Below are 14,438 nucleotides of genomic sequence, written 5' to 3'. Positions count from 1 at the left end.
TCGCTTCGCGCATCAGGGGTAGAACTGATCCCACATCTCCTGCATGGCAGAGGCGGGGTCGGTCACGATGACATTGTTGAAATCCTTGATAAAGGCGGCGCGCTGTTTTGGATCGGACAGCACTTCATAGGCCTGCTTTACCTGGTGCAGCTTGATGGCTGCCAGCTCTCGCTCTTCTTCGCTTGCCCCTAACAGCTTATCGGGGTGGTACTGATTCGACAGCCTGCGATAGGCTTTTTTGATGTCGTTTTCGTTGGCATTGGGCTTGACGCCCAGCACCCGAAAGTAGTTATTCATGGCAGATCCTGCATCACTGGCATCATCGGATTCACACTGCGGGTGCCTGATGGTGGGGATTGCTAAACCAGGCACAGCAAAAACCCGTCATTTTAACGGAAACAGACCCGTACCGCTATGAATAGGAGGCGAGCTCGCCCGATCGCGCCATCTCGTCCCCGCGTTGTTGTGATGGATATGTGGCGGGCAAGTGGGATCGGGTTGCGGTAGTATGGCCTGAAACTTTCCTTTTGGAGCCCATCCGATGAGCGATTATCGCAAATTGTCCCTCTTTTTACTGCGTCATGGTGAGTGTGAAGGGGGGGAGATGGTGCGGGGCCGAACGGATGTGGCGCTCAGCGAGCGCGGATTGTGCCAGATGCGGCAGGGGTGGCAGCACTTGTCGGCACCTGTCTCTGCATTTGTGCCGGGCAGACTCTGGCTGGCCAGCTCGCCAGCCCGCCGTTGTACGGCGTTTGCCAATGAACTGGTGGGTCAGGGGCCTTTCGTGGGTGAGCTGCAACTCTGCCATTGGGCTCGCGAGATGGATTTCGGGTTGTGGGATGGTTTGCCCCAGCGCGAGGTCTATCAGCGCTGGCCCGAGCTGGCCAGCGCCTTTTGGCGCGATCCCTTGCATCACTCTCCACCGCAGGGGGAGCCGTTGCCGGACTTTTGCCAGCGGGTTCGCCAGGGTTGGCAGGAGTGGGTCATGGCACTGTCGAACAGCAAGGCCGATGGCGGCTTGCTGGTGTGTCACGGTGGCGTGATCCGGGCCTTGCTCAGCCATATTCTGCAGCCGGATCAGTTGCCCGGCGCCCCCTGGTTCACCTCGTTTGATCTGCCTTATGGCGCTGGTGTGGCCATCACTGTCTATCTGGCGGATGAGTGCCCACCTTTTTACCAGTTGCACTGGCCCGGGTCGTTGATGGCCCAATAACCTGCTCTAACCAATTGATTAACTTGCATATACCAAGTTGGCGATAGCACAATCATGGATTCATCCAAGGAGTGAAAATGTACCCAGTTGCCCCGCTTAATCGCGCGCTCTCTTCCGCTATTCAGGCTCGTATCGACAACAAGACCAAGCCCCTGGGGGCGCTTGGTGATCTTGAGACGCTGGCGCTGCGTCTGGGCCAGATCCAGTTGCAGCAGGTTTCCGATCCGCTGGCCATTTGCCATCCCACCATGCTGGTGTTTGCCGGGGATCATGGCATTGCCAATGCCGGGGTTTCGATAGCACCGAGTGAGGTCACCACCCAGATGGTGCTGAATTTTGTCGCCGGTGGCGCGGCGATCAATGTGTTTTGCCGTCAGCTGGGCTGGCAGTTGAAGGTTGTCGATTGCGGCATTCTGGCGCCGTTGGACCATCCTCAGGTGATTTCGCAGCGCTTGGGTGCCGGCACTCGCCCCTTCCATCAGGTTCCGGCCATGGGGCGAGCACAGGTGGAGCAGGGTTTTGCGCTGGCGCGCGAGCTGGTGCGGGCTCAACTGGCGGATGGCTGTAACCTGCTGGCATTTGGTGAAATGGGGATCGGCAATACCTCGGCGGCGGCAGCCATCATGGCGGCGCTGACGGGCTTGCCGGTGGCCGAGTGTGTCGGCCGTGGTACCGGCGTTGATGATGCCATCTTTGCCCGTAAAGTGGCGCTGATCAGTGAGGCGCTGGCACTGCATCAACCCGATCGCCATGACCCGGTCGGGGTGCTGGCCGCAGTCGGCGGATTCGAGATTGTGCAGCTGACCGGCGCCATACTGGCGGCGGCTGAAGCCGGGGTTCCTGTGCTGGTTGATGGATTTATCGTGACCGTGGCAGCCTTGTGCGCGGTTCGTCTTGCCCCCGGAGTGCGTGACTACCTGATTTTTGCCCACCAGTCCCAGGAACAGGGGCATCGCCTGTTGCTTGAGGCACTCGACGCTCGCCCGCTCTTGCAGCTTGGCATGCGGCTGGGTGAGGGCTCCGGCGCGGCATTGGCGCTGCCCCTGCTGGAGGCTGCCGTCAATTTTTACAACCAGATGGCCAGCTTTGCAGAGGCGGGTGTGGACAATGTGGTGGAGACTCCTCGTGACGCGGCCAGAGTGGATGGATAACGGCTTGCCTGCCTGCAGCAATGGTATGGTGATCGTCACCGGTGGTCCGGGGGGCGGCAAAAGCACCCTGTTGGCGGCACTGGCCGAGTTGGGGTATGCCACTTTTGTCGAGGTGCCGCGGCAATTGATTGAGGCCCAGAGCCAGATCGAGGGGGGCACGCTGCCCTGGCAGGATCTGGCCGGGTTCGCGGCATTGTGCCTGGCTGACATGCAACAGCAAAAGGCGCAGGCGAGTGCGATGGCGGGGCCGGTATTTCTCGATCGGGCGATCGGGGATATCTGTGCCTATCTGGGCTGGGGTGGCTTGCCGGTGCCAGAGCACTATCAGGCTGCAAGTCAGGGATATCACGGGCGGGTTTTCTTTTGTGTATTGGACCCTGACAGCTATGTGCAGGATGATGTGCGGCCCTACCCGTTCAGCGAGGCGTTGGCGCTGCATCAGCAGTTACTGGGGGTCTATCGTCAGCTCGGTTATGAGTGTATCGAGGTGCCGTGGGGCAGTGTGGCTGAGCGCTGTCGCTTTGTGCTGAGCCATCTGTAACGGGGTCTGAGCAGTTCTTCCCAACCAGGCATAGGTACAAAAAAGAGGGCCATCTATGGGATGGCCCTTGTTTTATGGCGGGGCGGCGTGGCTAGAGGGCAGCCCACCAGAGCCGCAGCTGCAAGCCCCACTTCGAGCTCCATCCGGTGGTGCTGCTCACCAGTTTGCCATCCTTGATAACGAGGAAAGTCGGGGTCACTCCCACCTGCCACTGGGCGGCCAGCGCTCCCGACTCGTCATTGTGGGTCGGGAAGGTGAGCCCCTTCTTGCTCATCCCCTTGCCTAACTGCTCCAAATTGCCGGAGCGCAGTGCCACCGTCAGCACGTTTTCACCCTCTTGCCAGAGCTGCTGCACGGTCGGGGTGGTGAAACGGCAGACGCCGCACCAGTTGGCCCAGTAGTAGACCAGCAGCGGCTTGCCCTGACTAAGGGTGGCGAGATCCGTGTTGCTGCCATCCTGCAGGGTGACGGGGGCGCTCATCGCCCCTTCAGGCAGGGTCGGGCTGCGCCACAGGTCCAGCAGGGTCGAGATGACCAGCGCCATCAGCAGCAGCCAGAGCACCTCCTTGCCCCAGCGTCGCCAGCGGGGTTGAGGATTGGTGGTCATTCCTTATCCCTGCTTGGCCAGTTCGGCCTGTACCAGTTGCTCCAGCTCCTCATAGGGGATGGCGCCCGGTACCAGCTGGTTGCCGATCAGGGTCGCCGGTGTGCCCTGTACCCCCAGAAGGGTGCCGATGCGCAGGCTATTGCGCAGCTCTTCGGTCGCTTTGCCCTCCGGTTTGAGCGCCACATTGCCGGTGGCCGCCAGCGCCTTGTTGATATCCGCCTCGGTCAACATCCCCTGCTTGCTCATCAGCTTATCGTGCAGGTCGAGGAAGCGGGCGGGATCCTGCTGCCACAGGGTCAGGCTATACTGGGCCGCTTTGGCGGAGGTTTGCCCCTTGAACGGCAGCAGCTTGATCACCAGCCCCAGATCGTCCGGATAGGCCTTGAGCAGCTTGGTCAGTTGGGGATCGAACTGCTTGCAGTAAGGGCAGTTGTAGTCGGTGAACAGCACCAGCGTCAGCTTGGGATTCTTGGCGCCCAGGCGCGGGCTGGTGGCGCTGTTGAACAGCACATCCTTGTTGCCCTTGATGAAGTTGCCAAGTCGCGCCTCCTGGGCTGCCGCGTTCTGCTTCTCCCAGGATTCGGCCGCCTCGTCGAGGATCTTGGGGTTGGCGATCAGGGTCTCGCGGATCAGCTCCTTGATGCGGGCCTCTTGCTCCGGGGTGAAGGGGGCGGCGTGCAGGGCCGGAGCCAGCAACGCTGCGGAAAGGGAGGCCAGCAGGGTCAGGGCGCTCAGAGTCGGTTTCATGGGTACTCCTTAAAATCGGGTGGTGCCAGCCTGAAGCAGGCCAGCCTTGTGCAAGGTGGTCAGCAGAGCGTCCTTGTCGAGCAGGGGCGACAGCGTGACCCCTTGCGGCAAGTCCGGGCCATAAATCTGGTTGAAGGGGACGGCTGCCGCCCCGCGTTGGCGCAGGAAGGCGGCGATGGCTTCGTCCGGTTTGCTCCAGTCACCGCGCAGGGCCACCACATCGGGGGCCGAGAGGGCCTGTTGCACCTCATCGCGCAGCAACACGTTGTATTTGTTGGCCTTGCAGGTCACGCACCAGTCGGCGGTGACATCGATAAAGACCCGCTTGTTGTGGGCCAGCGCATCGGTGATGGCGCGTTCAGATAGCGGTTGCCAGACCACCTTGTCGGTGCTGCCCGACCCCTGCGCTGTGAAGGCGCCCCCCAGTAGCAGGGCCCCACCGACAAGCGCCGAGAGGGAGAGGGCCAGCGTGAAGCCGCGTATGCCGTAACGCCAGATGATGCCAATCAGCAGTACCAGCAGCATGGCGGCCATCAGCCCGCCGGTGGCATAGCTGCCGAGATGGTTGTTGAGCAAGCTGCTCAGCCAGAGGCTGGAGCCCAGCATCATCAGACCGAGCAGGATGCGCAGATGGTTCATCCAGCGCCCGGGTTTCGGCAACCAGAGGGCGAGCCGTGGCAGAGCTGCTACCAGCAGCCAGGGCATGCTCATGCCAATTCCGAGCGCGGTGAAGATAAGCCAAAGCTGGCCAAGGGGCGCGGCCAGCGCAAAGGCCACCGCGGTGCCGAGGAAGGGCGCGGAGCAGGGGGTGGCGAGCAGGGTGGCGAAGCTCCCCTGCAGGAAGTGACCACCGAGGCCATTGCCACCGCTGGTGGCGAGGCGAGTGCTGAGAGCGCTGGGCAGGCGGATCTCGAACAGCCCCAGCAGGTTGGCGCAAAACAGCAGGGTCACCAGCACCATCAAGCCGATAAAACCGGCGCTTTGGAACTGGATGCCCCAGCCGACGGCCCCACTCATTCCGAAGCCGGGGGCGCGCAGCAGGCTGCTCATGGCGGCCAGCACCCAGAAGGAGGCGATGATCCCGGCGCTGGCGGCGAGGAACTGTTTGCGTACCGTTCCCTGTTCACGCGCCTGATGTTGCAGCACAGACCCCAACTTGAGCGCCAGTACCGGCAGCACGCAGGGCATCAGGTTGAGGATGAGGCCGCCGAGCAGCGCCGCCCCCAGCAACCAGAGCAGGGGCTGGCTCGGCGTTGGCAATACGAGCGCTTCGCCAATCGAGCCTTTGCCCTGCCACGCCTGTTCGCCACTGGTAAGCAGCAAGCCGAGGGATTGGCCGCGCAGATCCGGTGCATCCCCCTGCCAGCCATCGCTCACCGGCACCCGGGCGATCAGGGTGTTACCCTCGACCTCAAGCGCAGGTTTGCCAAATTCGGCTCCTTCCAGAGCGTCGATAAAGAGGGCAGGCGATTGCCAGCCCTCTGCCCGCTCGGCGCGCAGTTGCAGCTGGTTTTGCTGATAACCGAGCTCCACCCGGGTGGCGGCGGGCAGCGGTTGGGGCAGGTTGCTGATGGCCTTGGCCCAGACAAAGTCGAAACCGGCCGGGGCCTGCCCATCCACCGTGAGGGTGAAGGGGTAGTCGGTCAGAATGCAGACGTTGCTGCAGGTGGAGAGGCGCAAGGTGCCCTTGAGCGCCTTTTCTGCCGGATAGCTGAGGCTGAGGGGGAAGGTCACATTGCCCTGATAACCCTGGGTGCTAAGCCCGGCTACCTCGAAGTGGCGCGGCACTGGCCAGTGCCACTGCAGCGCAGCGATCGGCTCATCCCACAGGATCTGGGGGGCAATGCCCCCTTCGCCCGGGCTGTGCCAGTAGGTCTTCCAGCCGGACTCGAGTGCTACGTCGAGCAGGATGCGGGTGTGGTCAGGGGCGCTGTGGTCAGCCTGCAGTCGCACCTTGGCGTGATCATTCTGTGGGCTGGTGAGCCAGCCCGTATCGCTGGCCAATCCCATGGATTGCCATAGCAGACCGCCCAGTAGTAGGGCCGCCTTGAAGAGATTCGACATTTTTTTGGTCTCGCAAAAATGAGTGACAGCTAACGAAAGAACGCAGCCAAACTCATTCCCGCCAGACGCAGAGAGTGAGGTGCAGACGCCGTTCGGGCGGCGAGATGACTCTGGGAGGGGGAAGTGGCGGTGTGTAGCGCCAAAGAGGGGTCAGCAGGGCGATCAGCACGGCCACGGCAAAGAAGAGCTGTTCGACGCAGAGCAGGGTGGCGGCGCTCAGCCACTTGCCGTTGAGCTGGCAACTGGTGGGCTGCGGGCTGGTCGGTTTGGCATCCTCTTGATCCGTTGCCGAGCCTGGAACGGGCAGCGCCTGACAGCTGAGGGCGTGATCGAGCAGGGCCAGCCTGGCCAGCGGCTGGGCCGCACAATTGAGCACCAGCAGGCAGACCAGCAGCAGGAGATGTTTCGCCACGCGTTGTTGGTGAATCATGTTCGCCCCGTCCATCAAGATGGCGCCATCCTAACGACCAATGGCGGGAGGGGCAAGTCGGCGGCGTATTTATGAGCAGTGTCATGGGGGGCGCGACGGGGAGGGTGGTCGGTTCTGTTTGGCGAACGCTTGTTCGCTAAAAGGGGGATCAGTATACTGCGCCGAGTTAAAACTCGAGGTGTTCGATGCTCAAAATTGCCCGTGTGCTGCTGCTTGGTCTGCTGCTCATTTTCTGGTTCCTGTTCGGCCTGCTGCTCTGTCTGGTTCGTCCGCGCCATCCCAACAACGTTTATGTCTTCGCCCGCATGTATCACGCGGTCTGCCCGCTGATCGGGCTGCGAGTCAAGGTGACGGTGGCCGACGAGGTCAAATCGGTTGGCCCGGCGGTTTACGTCTGCAACCACCAGAGCAACTTTGACATCTTCACCGTGACCGGTGCGGTGCAGCCCGGCGTGGTGGCGGTGGGCAAGAAGAGCCTGCTCTGGCTGCCGCTGTTCGGCCTTATCTTCTGGCTCTCCGGCAACGTGCTGATCGATCGTTCCAACCGCTCCCGTGCCATCGGCACCATCGGTCAGGTAGTTGATCGCATCAAGAATCGCGGCACCTCCATCTGGATGTTCCCAGAAGGGACTCGCTCCCAGGGGCGTGGCCTGCTGCCGTTCAAGGCGGGCGCTTTCCACACTGCGGTACAGGCTGAAGTGCCGGTGGTGCCCATTGTCTGCTCCAGCTACTTCGGTCAGGTCGACCTCAATCGCTGGGACAACGGCGAAGTGCTGGTGGAAGTGATGGCGCCGGTCTGCAGCAAGGAGCACGGTGCCAGCGGCATTCGCGATCTCTCTGATACCTGCCGCGCCCGGATGGAGGCCAAGCTGACCGAACTGGACAGCAAGCTGGGCCACAGCCACGCCGCCTGATAGATATCGCAGATGAATCGACAAGGGAGCCACCGGCTCCCTTTTTTGTTGGTAAAAATCACCACTTGATTGGCTATTTTCACCAATTACCCCTTCTTGAGTTTTCTCAAAAAATCCCATCTATATGTAAAACAACAATAATTTTTCTTGGCACGGCTCTTGTAATGCAATGGGAAGAGATAGCCATCCCATCAACAAGGAGCCAGACCATGAGCGTATTCAGCCGCCTGACCGACGTGATTAATGCCAACCTGCACAGCCTGCTCGACAAGAGTGAAGAGCCGGAAAAGATGCTGCGCCTGATGATCGAAGAGATGGAGCAGGTGCAGGTCGAGATGCGTACCCAGGCCGCCCGCGTGATTGCCGAACAGAAACAGCTGGAACGCCATCAGCAGGCGTTGCAGGCGCAGATCCTGGAGTGGTCGGCCAAGGCCGAGCTCGCCATCCAGAAAGGGCGTGAGGATCTGGCCCGTGCCGCCCTCACCGAGAAGCTGGCGGAGGCCAGGAAATGTGAGCAACTGGAGCAGGACAAGGCCCGGGTGGACGAGGTGCTGGCTCAGCTAACCGCCGACAGCGAGCGACTGGCGGCCAAGCTGACCGAGGCGCGCGAGAAGCAGAAGCTGCTGACCCTGCGCGAGCAGACAGCCCACAGCCGCATTCGTGCTCGCGCCCAGGTGGACAACCAGCGCATGCATGAGCTGATGGCCCGCTTTGAGGGTTTTCAGGGCCGGGTCGATCAGCTGGAAGCCCAGCTGGAGGCGGCCACACTGGGGCAGAATCCCTCGCTGGAGGCCCAGTTCCGCGAGCTGGAGCTCAATGACGAGATCGAGCGTGAGCTGGCCCGCCTCAAAGGCCAGAAGGCGGAGGTGTAATCATGAGCCCCTGGCCCAAGGATCTGGTGCATCGCAAGCTGACCGGGGTCTGTGCCGGTATTGCCAGGCGGTTGGGGGTCTCCAGAGTCACGGTGCGGGTGGTGGCACTGCTCGCCCTGATCCTGATGCCGCCACTGGCACTGGCCGCCTATCTGCTGGCGGTGCTGGTGATGCCGCCTCGTTATGAATTGAAGCGCTGGCTGGATTGACCGAAAGGTTGATCAGCTGGCAGACAAGGTACTGATAAGGAGCAAGATATGCTGGAATTTTTCATATTGCTGGTGGTGCTGCTGGTCATGGCGCTGACCGGTTTTACCCTGGTGGCCATGTTGCTGGTGAGCGGCGTGTTTGTGCTGCTGGGGGCACTGGGCGGCATGCTTGCTCTGATCATCAAGCTGGCCCCCTGGTTGCTGCTGGTGCTGGCGGTTTGCTGGCTGATCAGTAATCGCAGCAAGCGTTCCAATACCTACCTGTAACCTACCTGAAGTTGTGCAAGACGTTGTGTGATGCTCCCTGATTTCCCCTTTCCGGCCACTCATTGAGTGGTCTTTTTTTATCTGCAACCTTCAGGGCAGGGTTGCTTCGGGTAACCACTGCGGGCTCCAGCTTTGCCAGAGTTCCGGGCTTTGGATCAACTGCTCCTTGAAGGATTTTGGCTGCTGCTTGAGGCGGTATTCGATACGCAGGGCCGCTCCCTTATTGCCGATTGCTTGCTGCCACTCCAGTGTCAGCGGCCCCTTGCCGCGCAGGGCGCGGGAGCCATTGCCACTCTGGTGCTGGCGCAGGCGGCGTGCCGGATCCGTGCTGATCCCGGTATAGAGCAAACCGGTAGCGGTACGCACCATATAGACAGACCAATGAGGCTGCTGCGGGGGCTGATCTGCAGTGGGGGTCGCGGGTTTTCTCATTCTCACTCTCTGTGCCAAACTCAAAGGCAGCTCAAGGAGGTGCGATGAGAGTTTGGTTCTGGTTGTGGTTACTGTTGTCGGTGCCGGCTCCGGGAGAGACGATGCGTCTCTATGATTACCATCAGTATCCCCCTTTCAATACCGGAGTGGATGCGGGGTTGAGCCGAGAGCTGGTCCAGTATCTCAATGAAAAGCTGGGGGGTGAACCCAGGATCGAACTCTGGCTAGTCAATCGTGCCCGACTGGCGCTGGAAATGTCCGACCCCAAATTCGATGGTCTGGTTGCCTGGGTCAATCCGGAGTGGGTGGGAGACCCCCAGCGAGAGCACTACCTCTGGACCTTTCCCATCATGCGCGATACCAATGAACTTATCTCCAGCCTTGCCCATCCCGTTACCTATCGCGGGCCAGACTCCCTCAGGGGGCTCGTGTTTGGCGGGGTGGAGGGTTATCGCTATCAGGGGATCGATGATGCGGTAGCACGGGGTGAGCTTGAGCGTCACGATGCCAAGAAGGTGAAGACCAATCTCGATCTACTGCTGCGGGGACGCATCGATGTGACTCTGGTGAGTGGCTCAGCGCTGCGTTTCTTCATCGGCTCATCCGATTATCAGGACAAGCTGTTTATTTCCCCATTTCCCCAGTCCAGCTATACCCGCCATATTTTGGTCCCCACATCCCGTGCGGATCTCCATGTCCGTCTCAACGACATTGCCGAGCAGATGGACAGGGATCCCCGCTGGCACAAGGTACTGGAGCGCTATCGTGCCACGCCATGAGGGCGACGTTTTATCCGGTGCAGTGGCAGCAGACTTACCAGCAAACCGGCCCAGACAAAGGCAAAACCGACGGTTTTGATGGGATCTGGTGCTTCATGAAACCAGTAGATGGCGAGCAGGAAGGCGAGGCTGGGTTCGATATACTGCAACAGCCCGACTGTACTCATGCGCGTGTTGCTGACGCCATAGCTGAACAGCCCCACTGGCAACAGGGTCGCCACGGCGCTCCCAATCAGCAATAACTTGTTGCTCACGTCGCCAGTCACGAATTGCCCCTCGCCGTGCCATGTATACCAGCCGATGAGCAAGAGTGCGACGGGCAGTTGCACCATGGCTTCCAGATAGAGACTGGTACCAGTGTCATAGTGGATCATCTTCTTGAGCAGGCCGTAACAGGCAAAGACGCCCCCCATGATGAGGGAGTACCAGGGGAGTTGGCCGTAGCAAAAGAGCATGTAGGCCAGTCCCGCCAGTGCCAGCGCGACAGCCAGATGCTTTTGTGGGGTAAGGCGCTCTTTCAGGAAGATGACGGCGAATACGATATTGAACAGCGGTGTCATGAAGTAGGCCAGGCTGGTTGTCAGCACCTGCCCGGTGGTCAGGCACCAGGTAAACATGCTCCAGCTGATGGTCATGACAGGACCAGCCAGCAGAATGAGACCGAGCTGGCGTGGCTCGCTGCGCAGTTTTGCCCAAGGGATCTTGTGACCCAGCAGCAGAAACAGTCCACCAAGTAGTACGACAGACCAGAGGATCCGGTGCGAGATCAGCTCCCACATCTGGACTCCCGGCATGAATTGAAAATAGAGCGGCAATAGACCCCAGACAGTGAATGCCAATGCGGTCGTGCCAGTACCTAGCCAGTTTTTCATTTTTATCCGTTTATTAAATTAAACACCCATTGCGATAGTAGGGGGCGCGCCTTTTTTCCACAAGAGGGAAAACAGGGAAATGCTGGTACTATCAACATCATGGAACGAATCGATAAGTTGTTTGAGCAAATCAGGGCTTGCCGTCTGTGCGAGACGCATCTGCCGCTGGGGCCTCGTCCGGTGATCCGCGGGGCCGAAAGCGCCCGCTTGCTGATCATCGGTCAGGCGCCTGGCTCCCGGGTCCATGCCAGCGGTATCCCGTGGGATGATCCCTCAGGCGATCGCTTGCGCCACTGGCTCGGGGTAGACAAGGCCACTTTTTACGACGAATCGCGCATCGCCATTATGCCGATGGGGCTCTGCTATCCCGGCAAGGGTAAATCGGGTGATTTGCCGCCACGGCCCGAGTGTGCGCCGACTTGGCACGACAAGGTGCTGATGTCGCTGCCCAATATCGAGTTGACCCTGCTGATAGGCCAGTATGCGCAAGCCTACTATCTGCGCGATGCGGCTAGGGGATCTCTGACCGAAACAGTAAAATGTTGGGACGGTTATGGTCCCGGCTGGTTACCGTTACCACACCCGTCCCCACGCAATACCCTCTGGCTCAAAAAGAACCCCTGGTTCGAGCAGGAGGTTATCCCCCACCTGCGGCAAAGGGTCGCCCCTTTATTGGTGCGACCCTGAGCGATCAAATAGCCGGCTCTGCCAGAGGTTTGGGTTTGCTGCGCGCCATGGCGAGAAGCGGCAACACAATGCAAAGGCATCCGAGCAGCAGCGGCAGACCCGGTTGTTCATCAAAGAACCACACGCCGATAGCGACCGCCATCAACAGGCCCGTATATTCCGCCGAGGCAATTTTGCTCGCCTCTGCCTTGCGATAGGCCATTACGCACAGCCCCGCATAGACCATGATCAGTGCCGAGGAGCCGCATGCAGGCCACCACATCTGCCATTGCCACTCCCCACCTTCCCACAACGCCAGTGCCAGTATGAAGGGCATGCTCAACACATTGGTGAAGAAGAGTGTTTGGGCGACAGGCTGTTGCAGCGGGATCCGCTTGATTAGCAGATTATTGAGCGCCATCGACAGCGCCACCCCGAGTGCCGCCAGCGCGGCCCAGTTCACCTCGGTCGGGCGCAGTACGATCAGCACCCCGATAAAGCCTATCAGAGCAGTCAGCACCTTTTGGCGCGAGATGGCTTCCCCCGCCATCCACACCGCCAGCGGCACCATCATCAAGGGGGCGGCATAAAAGATCGCGCTGGCGGTGGCGAGCGGCAGGCGGGTGAGCGCGAGCACCATCAGGCAAATTCCGACTGCCCAGATATGGGCTCGCAGCAGATGCCATTTGATGGCGACCGGCGGGTTGCTTCGCCATGACCAGAGTAGCCAGGGGAGTAACAACAGGGAGGCAGAAACCTGGCGAAAAAAGACAAACTGGAAAATGGGCTGATCCGGCTCCAGCACCTTGACCAGTGCGTCGGAAAAGACCGCCACCATATTGCCAAGCACCAGATAAAGAATGCCGATCCCGACTGCGTTCATACCACCTCCTACTTCAGATGAGGGAAGGGTAGCGTGCCGGTTGGTATTCAGTAAAATGATAAAAAATGACCATTCATGAGATTTTTAGATAATGAAGCTTCCTCCCCTGCGTGCGGTGCAATATTTCGAGGTGGTGGCCAGGTTGCTCAGCTTCTCCCGCGCCGCTCTTGAGCTGAACGTCAGTCAGAGCGCTGTGAGCCACCAGATCCGTCTGCTGGAGGATTTTCTGGGAGAGCGGCTTTTGCTGCGCCAGGGACGCTTGCTCTCACTGACTGCGCAGGGGGAGAGCTATTTTGAAGGGATCTCTGCCGGGCTAGGCCAGATAGCACAGAGTAGCGAGCAGCTGCGCGGTGGTGGCGAGATGCGGCTGCGCCTCGCGGTCTACAGCTCGTTCGCGGTGAAGTGGCTGATCCCGCGGTTGGCCGGATTGCGTCAGCTCTATCCCGAGCTCGATTTGAGCCTCGAGATGGTGGCGGAAGATCCCGTACTCTCTGATCGGGTCGCAGACTGTTTTATAACCGTTTCACCTCACGGGCGCGGCTACTGCCACGATCTCATCTATCAGGAGCGACTCTTTCCGGTCTGTAGTCGCCGTTTGTTGCAGCAGGTTGAGGGAGCGTGGCCAGAGGTCATCTGGCAACTGCCGCTGCTCTCGGTGCAGTCCATCTACAAGGCGCGGGGGGAGGATTGGCAGCGCTGGGCCAAGGCGGGCGGGCTGGTGATCCCTGACGAGGCGCGGATGCACCACTTCAGCCATGTGTTGCTGGCGATGGAGGCTGCAGCCTGGGATCAGGGGGTGGCGTTCGTGAACGACTATATGCTGCGGCCCGATGATCCCCAGCTGGTGGCCTTGCCGGTTCACCAGCTGGAGACGGGGGATGCCTTCTATTTTACCTGCAAGCGATCCCGGGCCCATGAGCCCGCCATCAGCCGGTTGCGCCAGTGGCTGATGATGGAGACACGCCAGAGCATGCCGCTCTAGCCTGCGCCGTTACGCTCTCTTGAACTGACTCAGCACAAACAGAGTGGTGGCGCAGACCACCACCGAAGGGCCTGCCGGAGTGTCCTGATACCAGGAGAGCGTCAGCCCGCCGAGCACGGCGAGGCAGCCGATCAGCGCGGCAAAGCCAGCCATCTGCTCAGGTGTCTGGCTGAAGCGGCGGGCAGTGGCGGCAGGGATGATCAGCAGGGAGGTGATGATCAGTGCCCCGACAAACTTCATCGCTACGGCGATCACCAACCCGATCAGCAGCATCAGCACGCAGCGCAGTACATCGACCCGAACCCCTTCTACCCGCGCCAGCTCTTCCGAGATGGTCATAGAGAGCAGGGGATCCCACAGTCGCCACAGGGTGAGCAGCACCAGCGCGCCGCCACCGTAGATCCAGAGCAGATCCATCGGTTGCACCGAGAGCAGGTCGCCAAACAGGTAGGCCATCAGATCTACCCGCACATTATCCATAAAACTCAAGGTAACCAGACCGAGCGACAGGGCGCTGTGGGCCAGAATGCCGAGCAGGGTATCGGTGGCCACCTGCTGGTTGCGGCTCATGATCACCAGCAACATCGCCATGGCAAGGCAGCAGACCACCACCGCCAGCGTGAGATCGACCTGCAGCAGGATGCCCAGCGCGATGCCGAACAGGCAGGCATGGGAGAGGGTATCGCCAAAATAGGCCATCTTGCGCCATACCACGAAGCTGCCGAGGGGGCCAGCCAGCAGGGCGATGCCGAGACCGGCCGCGAGGGCGTATAACAGAAAGCTATCCACTTGAATGTCCTGTTGTTTTC

19 protein-coding genes are annotated in these 14,438 nt (G+C 60.4%); 10 read left to right on the top strand and 9 right to left on the bottom strand.

What is annotated here, in order from left to right:
* Positions 1-12: 12 nt before the first annotated feature.
* The gene (locus ACE1BR_RS16385) at positions 13-297 is read right to left on the bottom strand and encodes a J domain-containing protein (RefSeq protein WP_374872107.1); all 285 of its coding nucleotides are present in this window, start codon (positions 295-297) and stop codon (positions 13-15) included.
* A 244-nt stretch (positions 298-541) separates the two neighbouring features.
* Between ACE1BR_RS16385 and ACE1BR_RS16380 the strand changes: the two genes are divergently transcribed.
* The 3 genes from ACE1BR_RS16380 to ACE1BR_RS16370 all read left to right on the top strand — a co-directional run bounded on the left by ACE1BR_RS16380 (position 542) and on the right by ACE1BR_RS16370 (position 2,905).
* On the top strand, positions 542-1,213 hold the full coding sequence (locus tag ACE1BR_RS16380; RefSeq protein WP_374872105.1) for a histidine phosphatase family protein: 672 nt from the start codon (positions 542-544) through the stop codon (positions 1,211-1,213).
* 77 nt (positions 1,214-1,290) lie between these two features.
* Positions 1,291-2,364, top strand: a complete 1,074-nt coding sequence (cobT, locus tag ACE1BR_RS16375; RefSeq protein WP_374872103.1) for a nicotinate-nucleotide--dimethylbenzimidazole phosphoribosyltransferase — start codon at positions 1,291-1,293, stop codon at positions 2,362-2,364.
* On the top strand, positions 2,339-2,905 hold the full coding sequence (locus ACE1BR_RS16370) for an AAA family ATPase (protein WP_374872101.1): 567 nt from the start codon (positions 2,339-2,341) through the stop codon (positions 2,903-2,905). The genes cobT and ACE1BR_RS16370 overlap by 26 nt, the downstream gene beginning before the upstream one ends.
* 91 nt (positions 2,906-2,996) lie before the next feature.
* On the opposite strand, the gene ACE1BR_RS16365 is transcribed toward ACE1BR_RS16370, so the two are convergent.
* From ACE1BR_RS16365 to ACE1BR_RS16350, 4 genes are read right to left on the bottom strand one after another with little or no spacing between them, the layout of a single operon-like run.
* Positions 2,997-3,512, bottom strand: a complete 516-nt coding sequence (locus ACE1BR_RS16365) for a protein disulfide oxidoreductase (RefSeq protein ID WP_374872099.1) — start codon at positions 3,510-3,512, stop codon at positions 2,997-2,999.
* 3 nt (positions 3,513-3,515) lie between these two features.
* Positions 3,516-4,259 (bottom strand): DsbA family protein, encoded by a 744-nt coding sequence (locus tag ACE1BR_RS16360; RefSeq protein WP_374872097.1) that lies wholly within the window; start codon positions 4,257-4,259, stop codon positions 3,516-3,518.
* Between the two features lie 9 nt (positions 4,260-4,268).
* Positions 4,269-6,323, bottom strand: a complete 2,055-nt coding sequence (locus ACE1BR_RS16355) for a protein-disulfide reductase DsbD family protein (RefSeq protein WP_374872095.1) — start codon at positions 6,321-6,323, stop codon at positions 4,269-4,271.
* A gap of 52 nt (positions 6,324-6,375) precedes the next feature.
* Positions 6,376-6,753, bottom strand: coding sequence for a hypothetical protein (locus tag ACE1BR_RS16350; RefSeq protein ID WP_374872093.1), 378 nt, complete (start codon positions 6,751-6,753; stop codon positions 6,376-6,378).
* 185 nt (positions 6,754-6,938) lie between these two features.
* Between ACE1BR_RS16350 and ACE1BR_RS16345 the strand changes: the two genes are divergently transcribed.
* The 4 genes from ACE1BR_RS16345 to pspG all read left to right on the top strand — a co-directional run bounded on the left by ACE1BR_RS16345 (position 6,939) and on the right by pspG (position 9,015).
* Complete coding sequence (locus ACE1BR_RS16345) at positions 6,939-7,667, top strand: 1-acylglycerol-3-phosphate O-acyltransferase (protein ID WP_005335875.1); 729 nt, start codon at positions 6,939-6,941, stop codon at positions 7,665-7,667.
* A 209-nt stretch (positions 7,668-7,876) separates the two neighbouring features.
* A complete protein-coding gene (gene pspA, locus ACE1BR_RS16340; RefSeq protein ID WP_374872091.1) occupies positions 7,877-8,539 on the top strand; it encodes a phage shock protein PspA in 663 nt (220 codons plus the stop codon).
* 2 nt (positions 8,540-8,541) lie between these two features.
* Positions 8,542-8,748 (top strand): PspC domain-containing protein, encoded by a 207-nt coding sequence (locus ACE1BR_RS16335; protein WP_005335873.1) that lies wholly within the window; start codon positions 8,542-8,544, stop codon positions 8,746-8,748.
* Between the two features lie 48 nt (positions 8,749-8,796).
* Positions 8,797-9,015 (top strand): envelope stress response protein PspG, encoded by a 219-nt coding sequence (gene pspG, locus ACE1BR_RS16330; protein ID WP_236350113.1) that lies wholly within the window; start codon positions 8,797-8,799, stop codon positions 9,013-9,015.
* Positions 9,016-9,105: 90 nt separating this feature from the next.
* Here the strand turns inward: pspG and ACE1BR_RS16325 are convergent, their stop codons facing one another.
* Entirely contained in the window at positions 9,106-9,447 is a 342-nt protein-coding gene (locus ACE1BR_RS16325) for a GIY-YIG nuclease family protein (RefSeq protein WP_374872088.1), read from the bottom strand.
* A gap of 44 nt (positions 9,448-9,491) precedes the next feature.
* Between ACE1BR_RS16325 and ACE1BR_RS16320 the strand changes: the two genes are divergently transcribed.
* Positions 9,492-10,226 (top strand): substrate-binding periplasmic protein, encoded by a 735-nt coding sequence (locus ACE1BR_RS16320; protein ID WP_374872086.1) that lies wholly within the window; start codon positions 9,492-9,494, stop codon positions 10,224-10,226.
* Here the strand turns inward: ACE1BR_RS16320 and rarD are convergent.
* Positions 10,208-11,098, bottom strand: a complete 891-nt coding sequence (gene rarD / locus ACE1BR_RS16315; protein ID WP_374872084.1) for an EamA family transporter RarD — start codon at positions 11,096-11,098, stop codon at positions 10,208-10,210. The genes ACE1BR_RS16320 and rarD overlap by 19 nt on opposite strands.
* 99 nt (positions 11,099-11,197) lie before the next feature.
* Here rarD and ACE1BR_RS16310 point away from each other — a divergent pair, with 99 nt between their 5' ends.
* Positions 11,198-11,785 carry a uracil-DNA glycosylase family protein gene (locus tag ACE1BR_RS16310; RefSeq protein ID WP_374872082.1) on the top strand — a complete coding sequence of 196 codons (588 nt, stop codon included), beginning with the start codon at positions 11,198-11,200 and terminating at the stop codon, positions 11,783-11,785.
* A gap of 4 nt (positions 11,786-11,789) precedes the next feature.
* Here ACE1BR_RS16310 and ACE1BR_RS16305 read toward each other — a convergent pair whose 3' ends face one another.
* Positions 11,790-12,647, bottom strand: a complete 858-nt coding sequence (locus ACE1BR_RS16305) for a DMT family transporter (RefSeq protein ID WP_374872080.1) — start codon at positions 12,645-12,647, stop codon at positions 11,790-11,792.
* 91 nt (positions 12,648-12,738) lie between these two features.
* Between ACE1BR_RS16305 and ACE1BR_RS16300 the strand changes: the two genes are divergently transcribed.
* Complete coding sequence (locus tag ACE1BR_RS16300; RefSeq protein ID WP_374872078.1) at positions 12,739-13,629, top strand: LysR substrate-binding domain-containing protein; 891 nt, start codon at positions 12,739-12,741, stop codon at positions 13,627-13,629.
* A 9-nt stretch (positions 13,630-13,638) separates the two neighbouring features.
* On the opposite strand, the gene znuB is transcribed toward ACE1BR_RS16300, so the two are convergent.
* The gene (gene znuB / locus ACE1BR_RS16295; RefSeq protein WP_374872076.1) at positions 13,639-14,418 is read right to left on the bottom strand and encodes a zinc ABC transporter permease subunit ZnuB; all 780 of its coding nucleotides are present in this window, start codon (positions 14,416-14,418) and stop codon (positions 13,639-13,641) included.
* Positions 14,419-14,438 lie beyond the last annotated feature (20 nt).

The organism is Aeromonas sp. MdU4 (assembly GCF_041929505.1).
GTDB lineage: Bacteria > Pseudomonadota > Gammaproteobacteria > Enterobacterales > Aeromonadaceae > Aeromonas.
This window is presented reverse-complemented; position numbering and strand designations above follow the sequence as displayed.

Coding starts and splice junctions, on each gene's coding strand:
- ACE1BR_RS16305 (WP_374872080.1), bottom strand. CDS start 12,647: ATGAACGCAGTCGGGATCGGCATTCTTTATCTGGTGCTTGGCAATATG.
- pspG (WP_236350113.1), top strand. CDS start 8,797: ATGCTGGAATTTTTCATATTGCTGGTGGTGCTGCTGGTCATGGCGCTG.
- ACE1BR_RS16325 (WP_374872088.1), bottom strand. CDS start 9,447: ATGAGAAAACCCGCGACCCCCACTGCAGATCAGCCCCCGCAGCAGCCT.
- pspA (WP_374872091.1), top strand. CDS start 7,877: ATGAGCGTATTCAGCCGCCTGACCGACGTGATTAATGCCAACCTGCAC.
- ACE1BR_RS16360 (WP_374872097.1), bottom strand. CDS start 4,259: ATGAAACCGACTCTGAGCGCCCTGACCCTGCTGGCCTCCCTTTCCGCA.
- ACE1BR_RS16355 (WP_374872095.1), bottom strand. CDS start 6,323: ATGTCGAATCTCTTCAAGGCGGCCCTACTACTGGGCGGTCTGCTATGG.
- ACE1BR_RS16385 (WP_374872107.1), bottom strand. CDS start 297: ATGAATAACTACTTTCGGGTGCTGGGCGTCAAGCCCAATGCCAACGAA.
- ACE1BR_RS16345 (WP_005335875.1), top strand. CDS start 6,939: ATGCTCAAAATTGCCCGTGTGCTGCTGCTTGGTCTGCTGCTCATTTTC.
- ACE1BR_RS16380 (WP_374872105.1), top strand. CDS start 542: ATGAGCGATTATCGCAAATTGTCCCTCTTTTTACTGCGTCATGGTGAG.
- ACE1BR_RS16365 (WP_374872099.1), bottom strand. CDS start 3,512: ATGACCACCAATCCTCAACCCCGCTGGCGACGCTGGGGCAAGGAGGTG.
- ACE1BR_RS16320 (WP_374872086.1), top strand. CDS start 9,492: ATGAGAGTTTGGTTCTGGTTGTGGTTACTGTTGTCGGTGCCGGCTCCG.
- ACE1BR_RS16310 (WP_374872082.1), top strand. CDS start 11,198: ATGGAACGAATCGATAAGTTGTTTGAGCAAATCAGGGCTTGCCGTCTG.
- rarD (WP_374872084.1), bottom strand. CDS start 11,098: ATGAAAAACTGGCTAGGTACTGGCACGACCGCATTGGCATTCACTGTC.
- ACE1BR_RS16335 (WP_005335873.1), top strand. CDS start 8,542: ATGAGCCCCTGGCCCAAGGATCTGGTGCATCGCAAGCTGACCGGGGTC.
- ACE1BR_RS16300 (WP_374872078.1), top strand. CDS start 12,739: ATGAAGCTTCCTCCCCTGCGTGCGGTGCAATATTTCGAGGTGGTGGCC.
- cobT (WP_374872103.1), top strand. CDS start 1,291: ATGTACCCAGTTGCCCCGCTTAATCGCGCGCTCTCTTCCGCTATTCAG.
- ACE1BR_RS16350 (WP_374872093.1), bottom strand. CDS start 6,753: ATGATTCACCAACAACGCGTGGCGAAACATCTCCTGCTGCTGGTCTGC.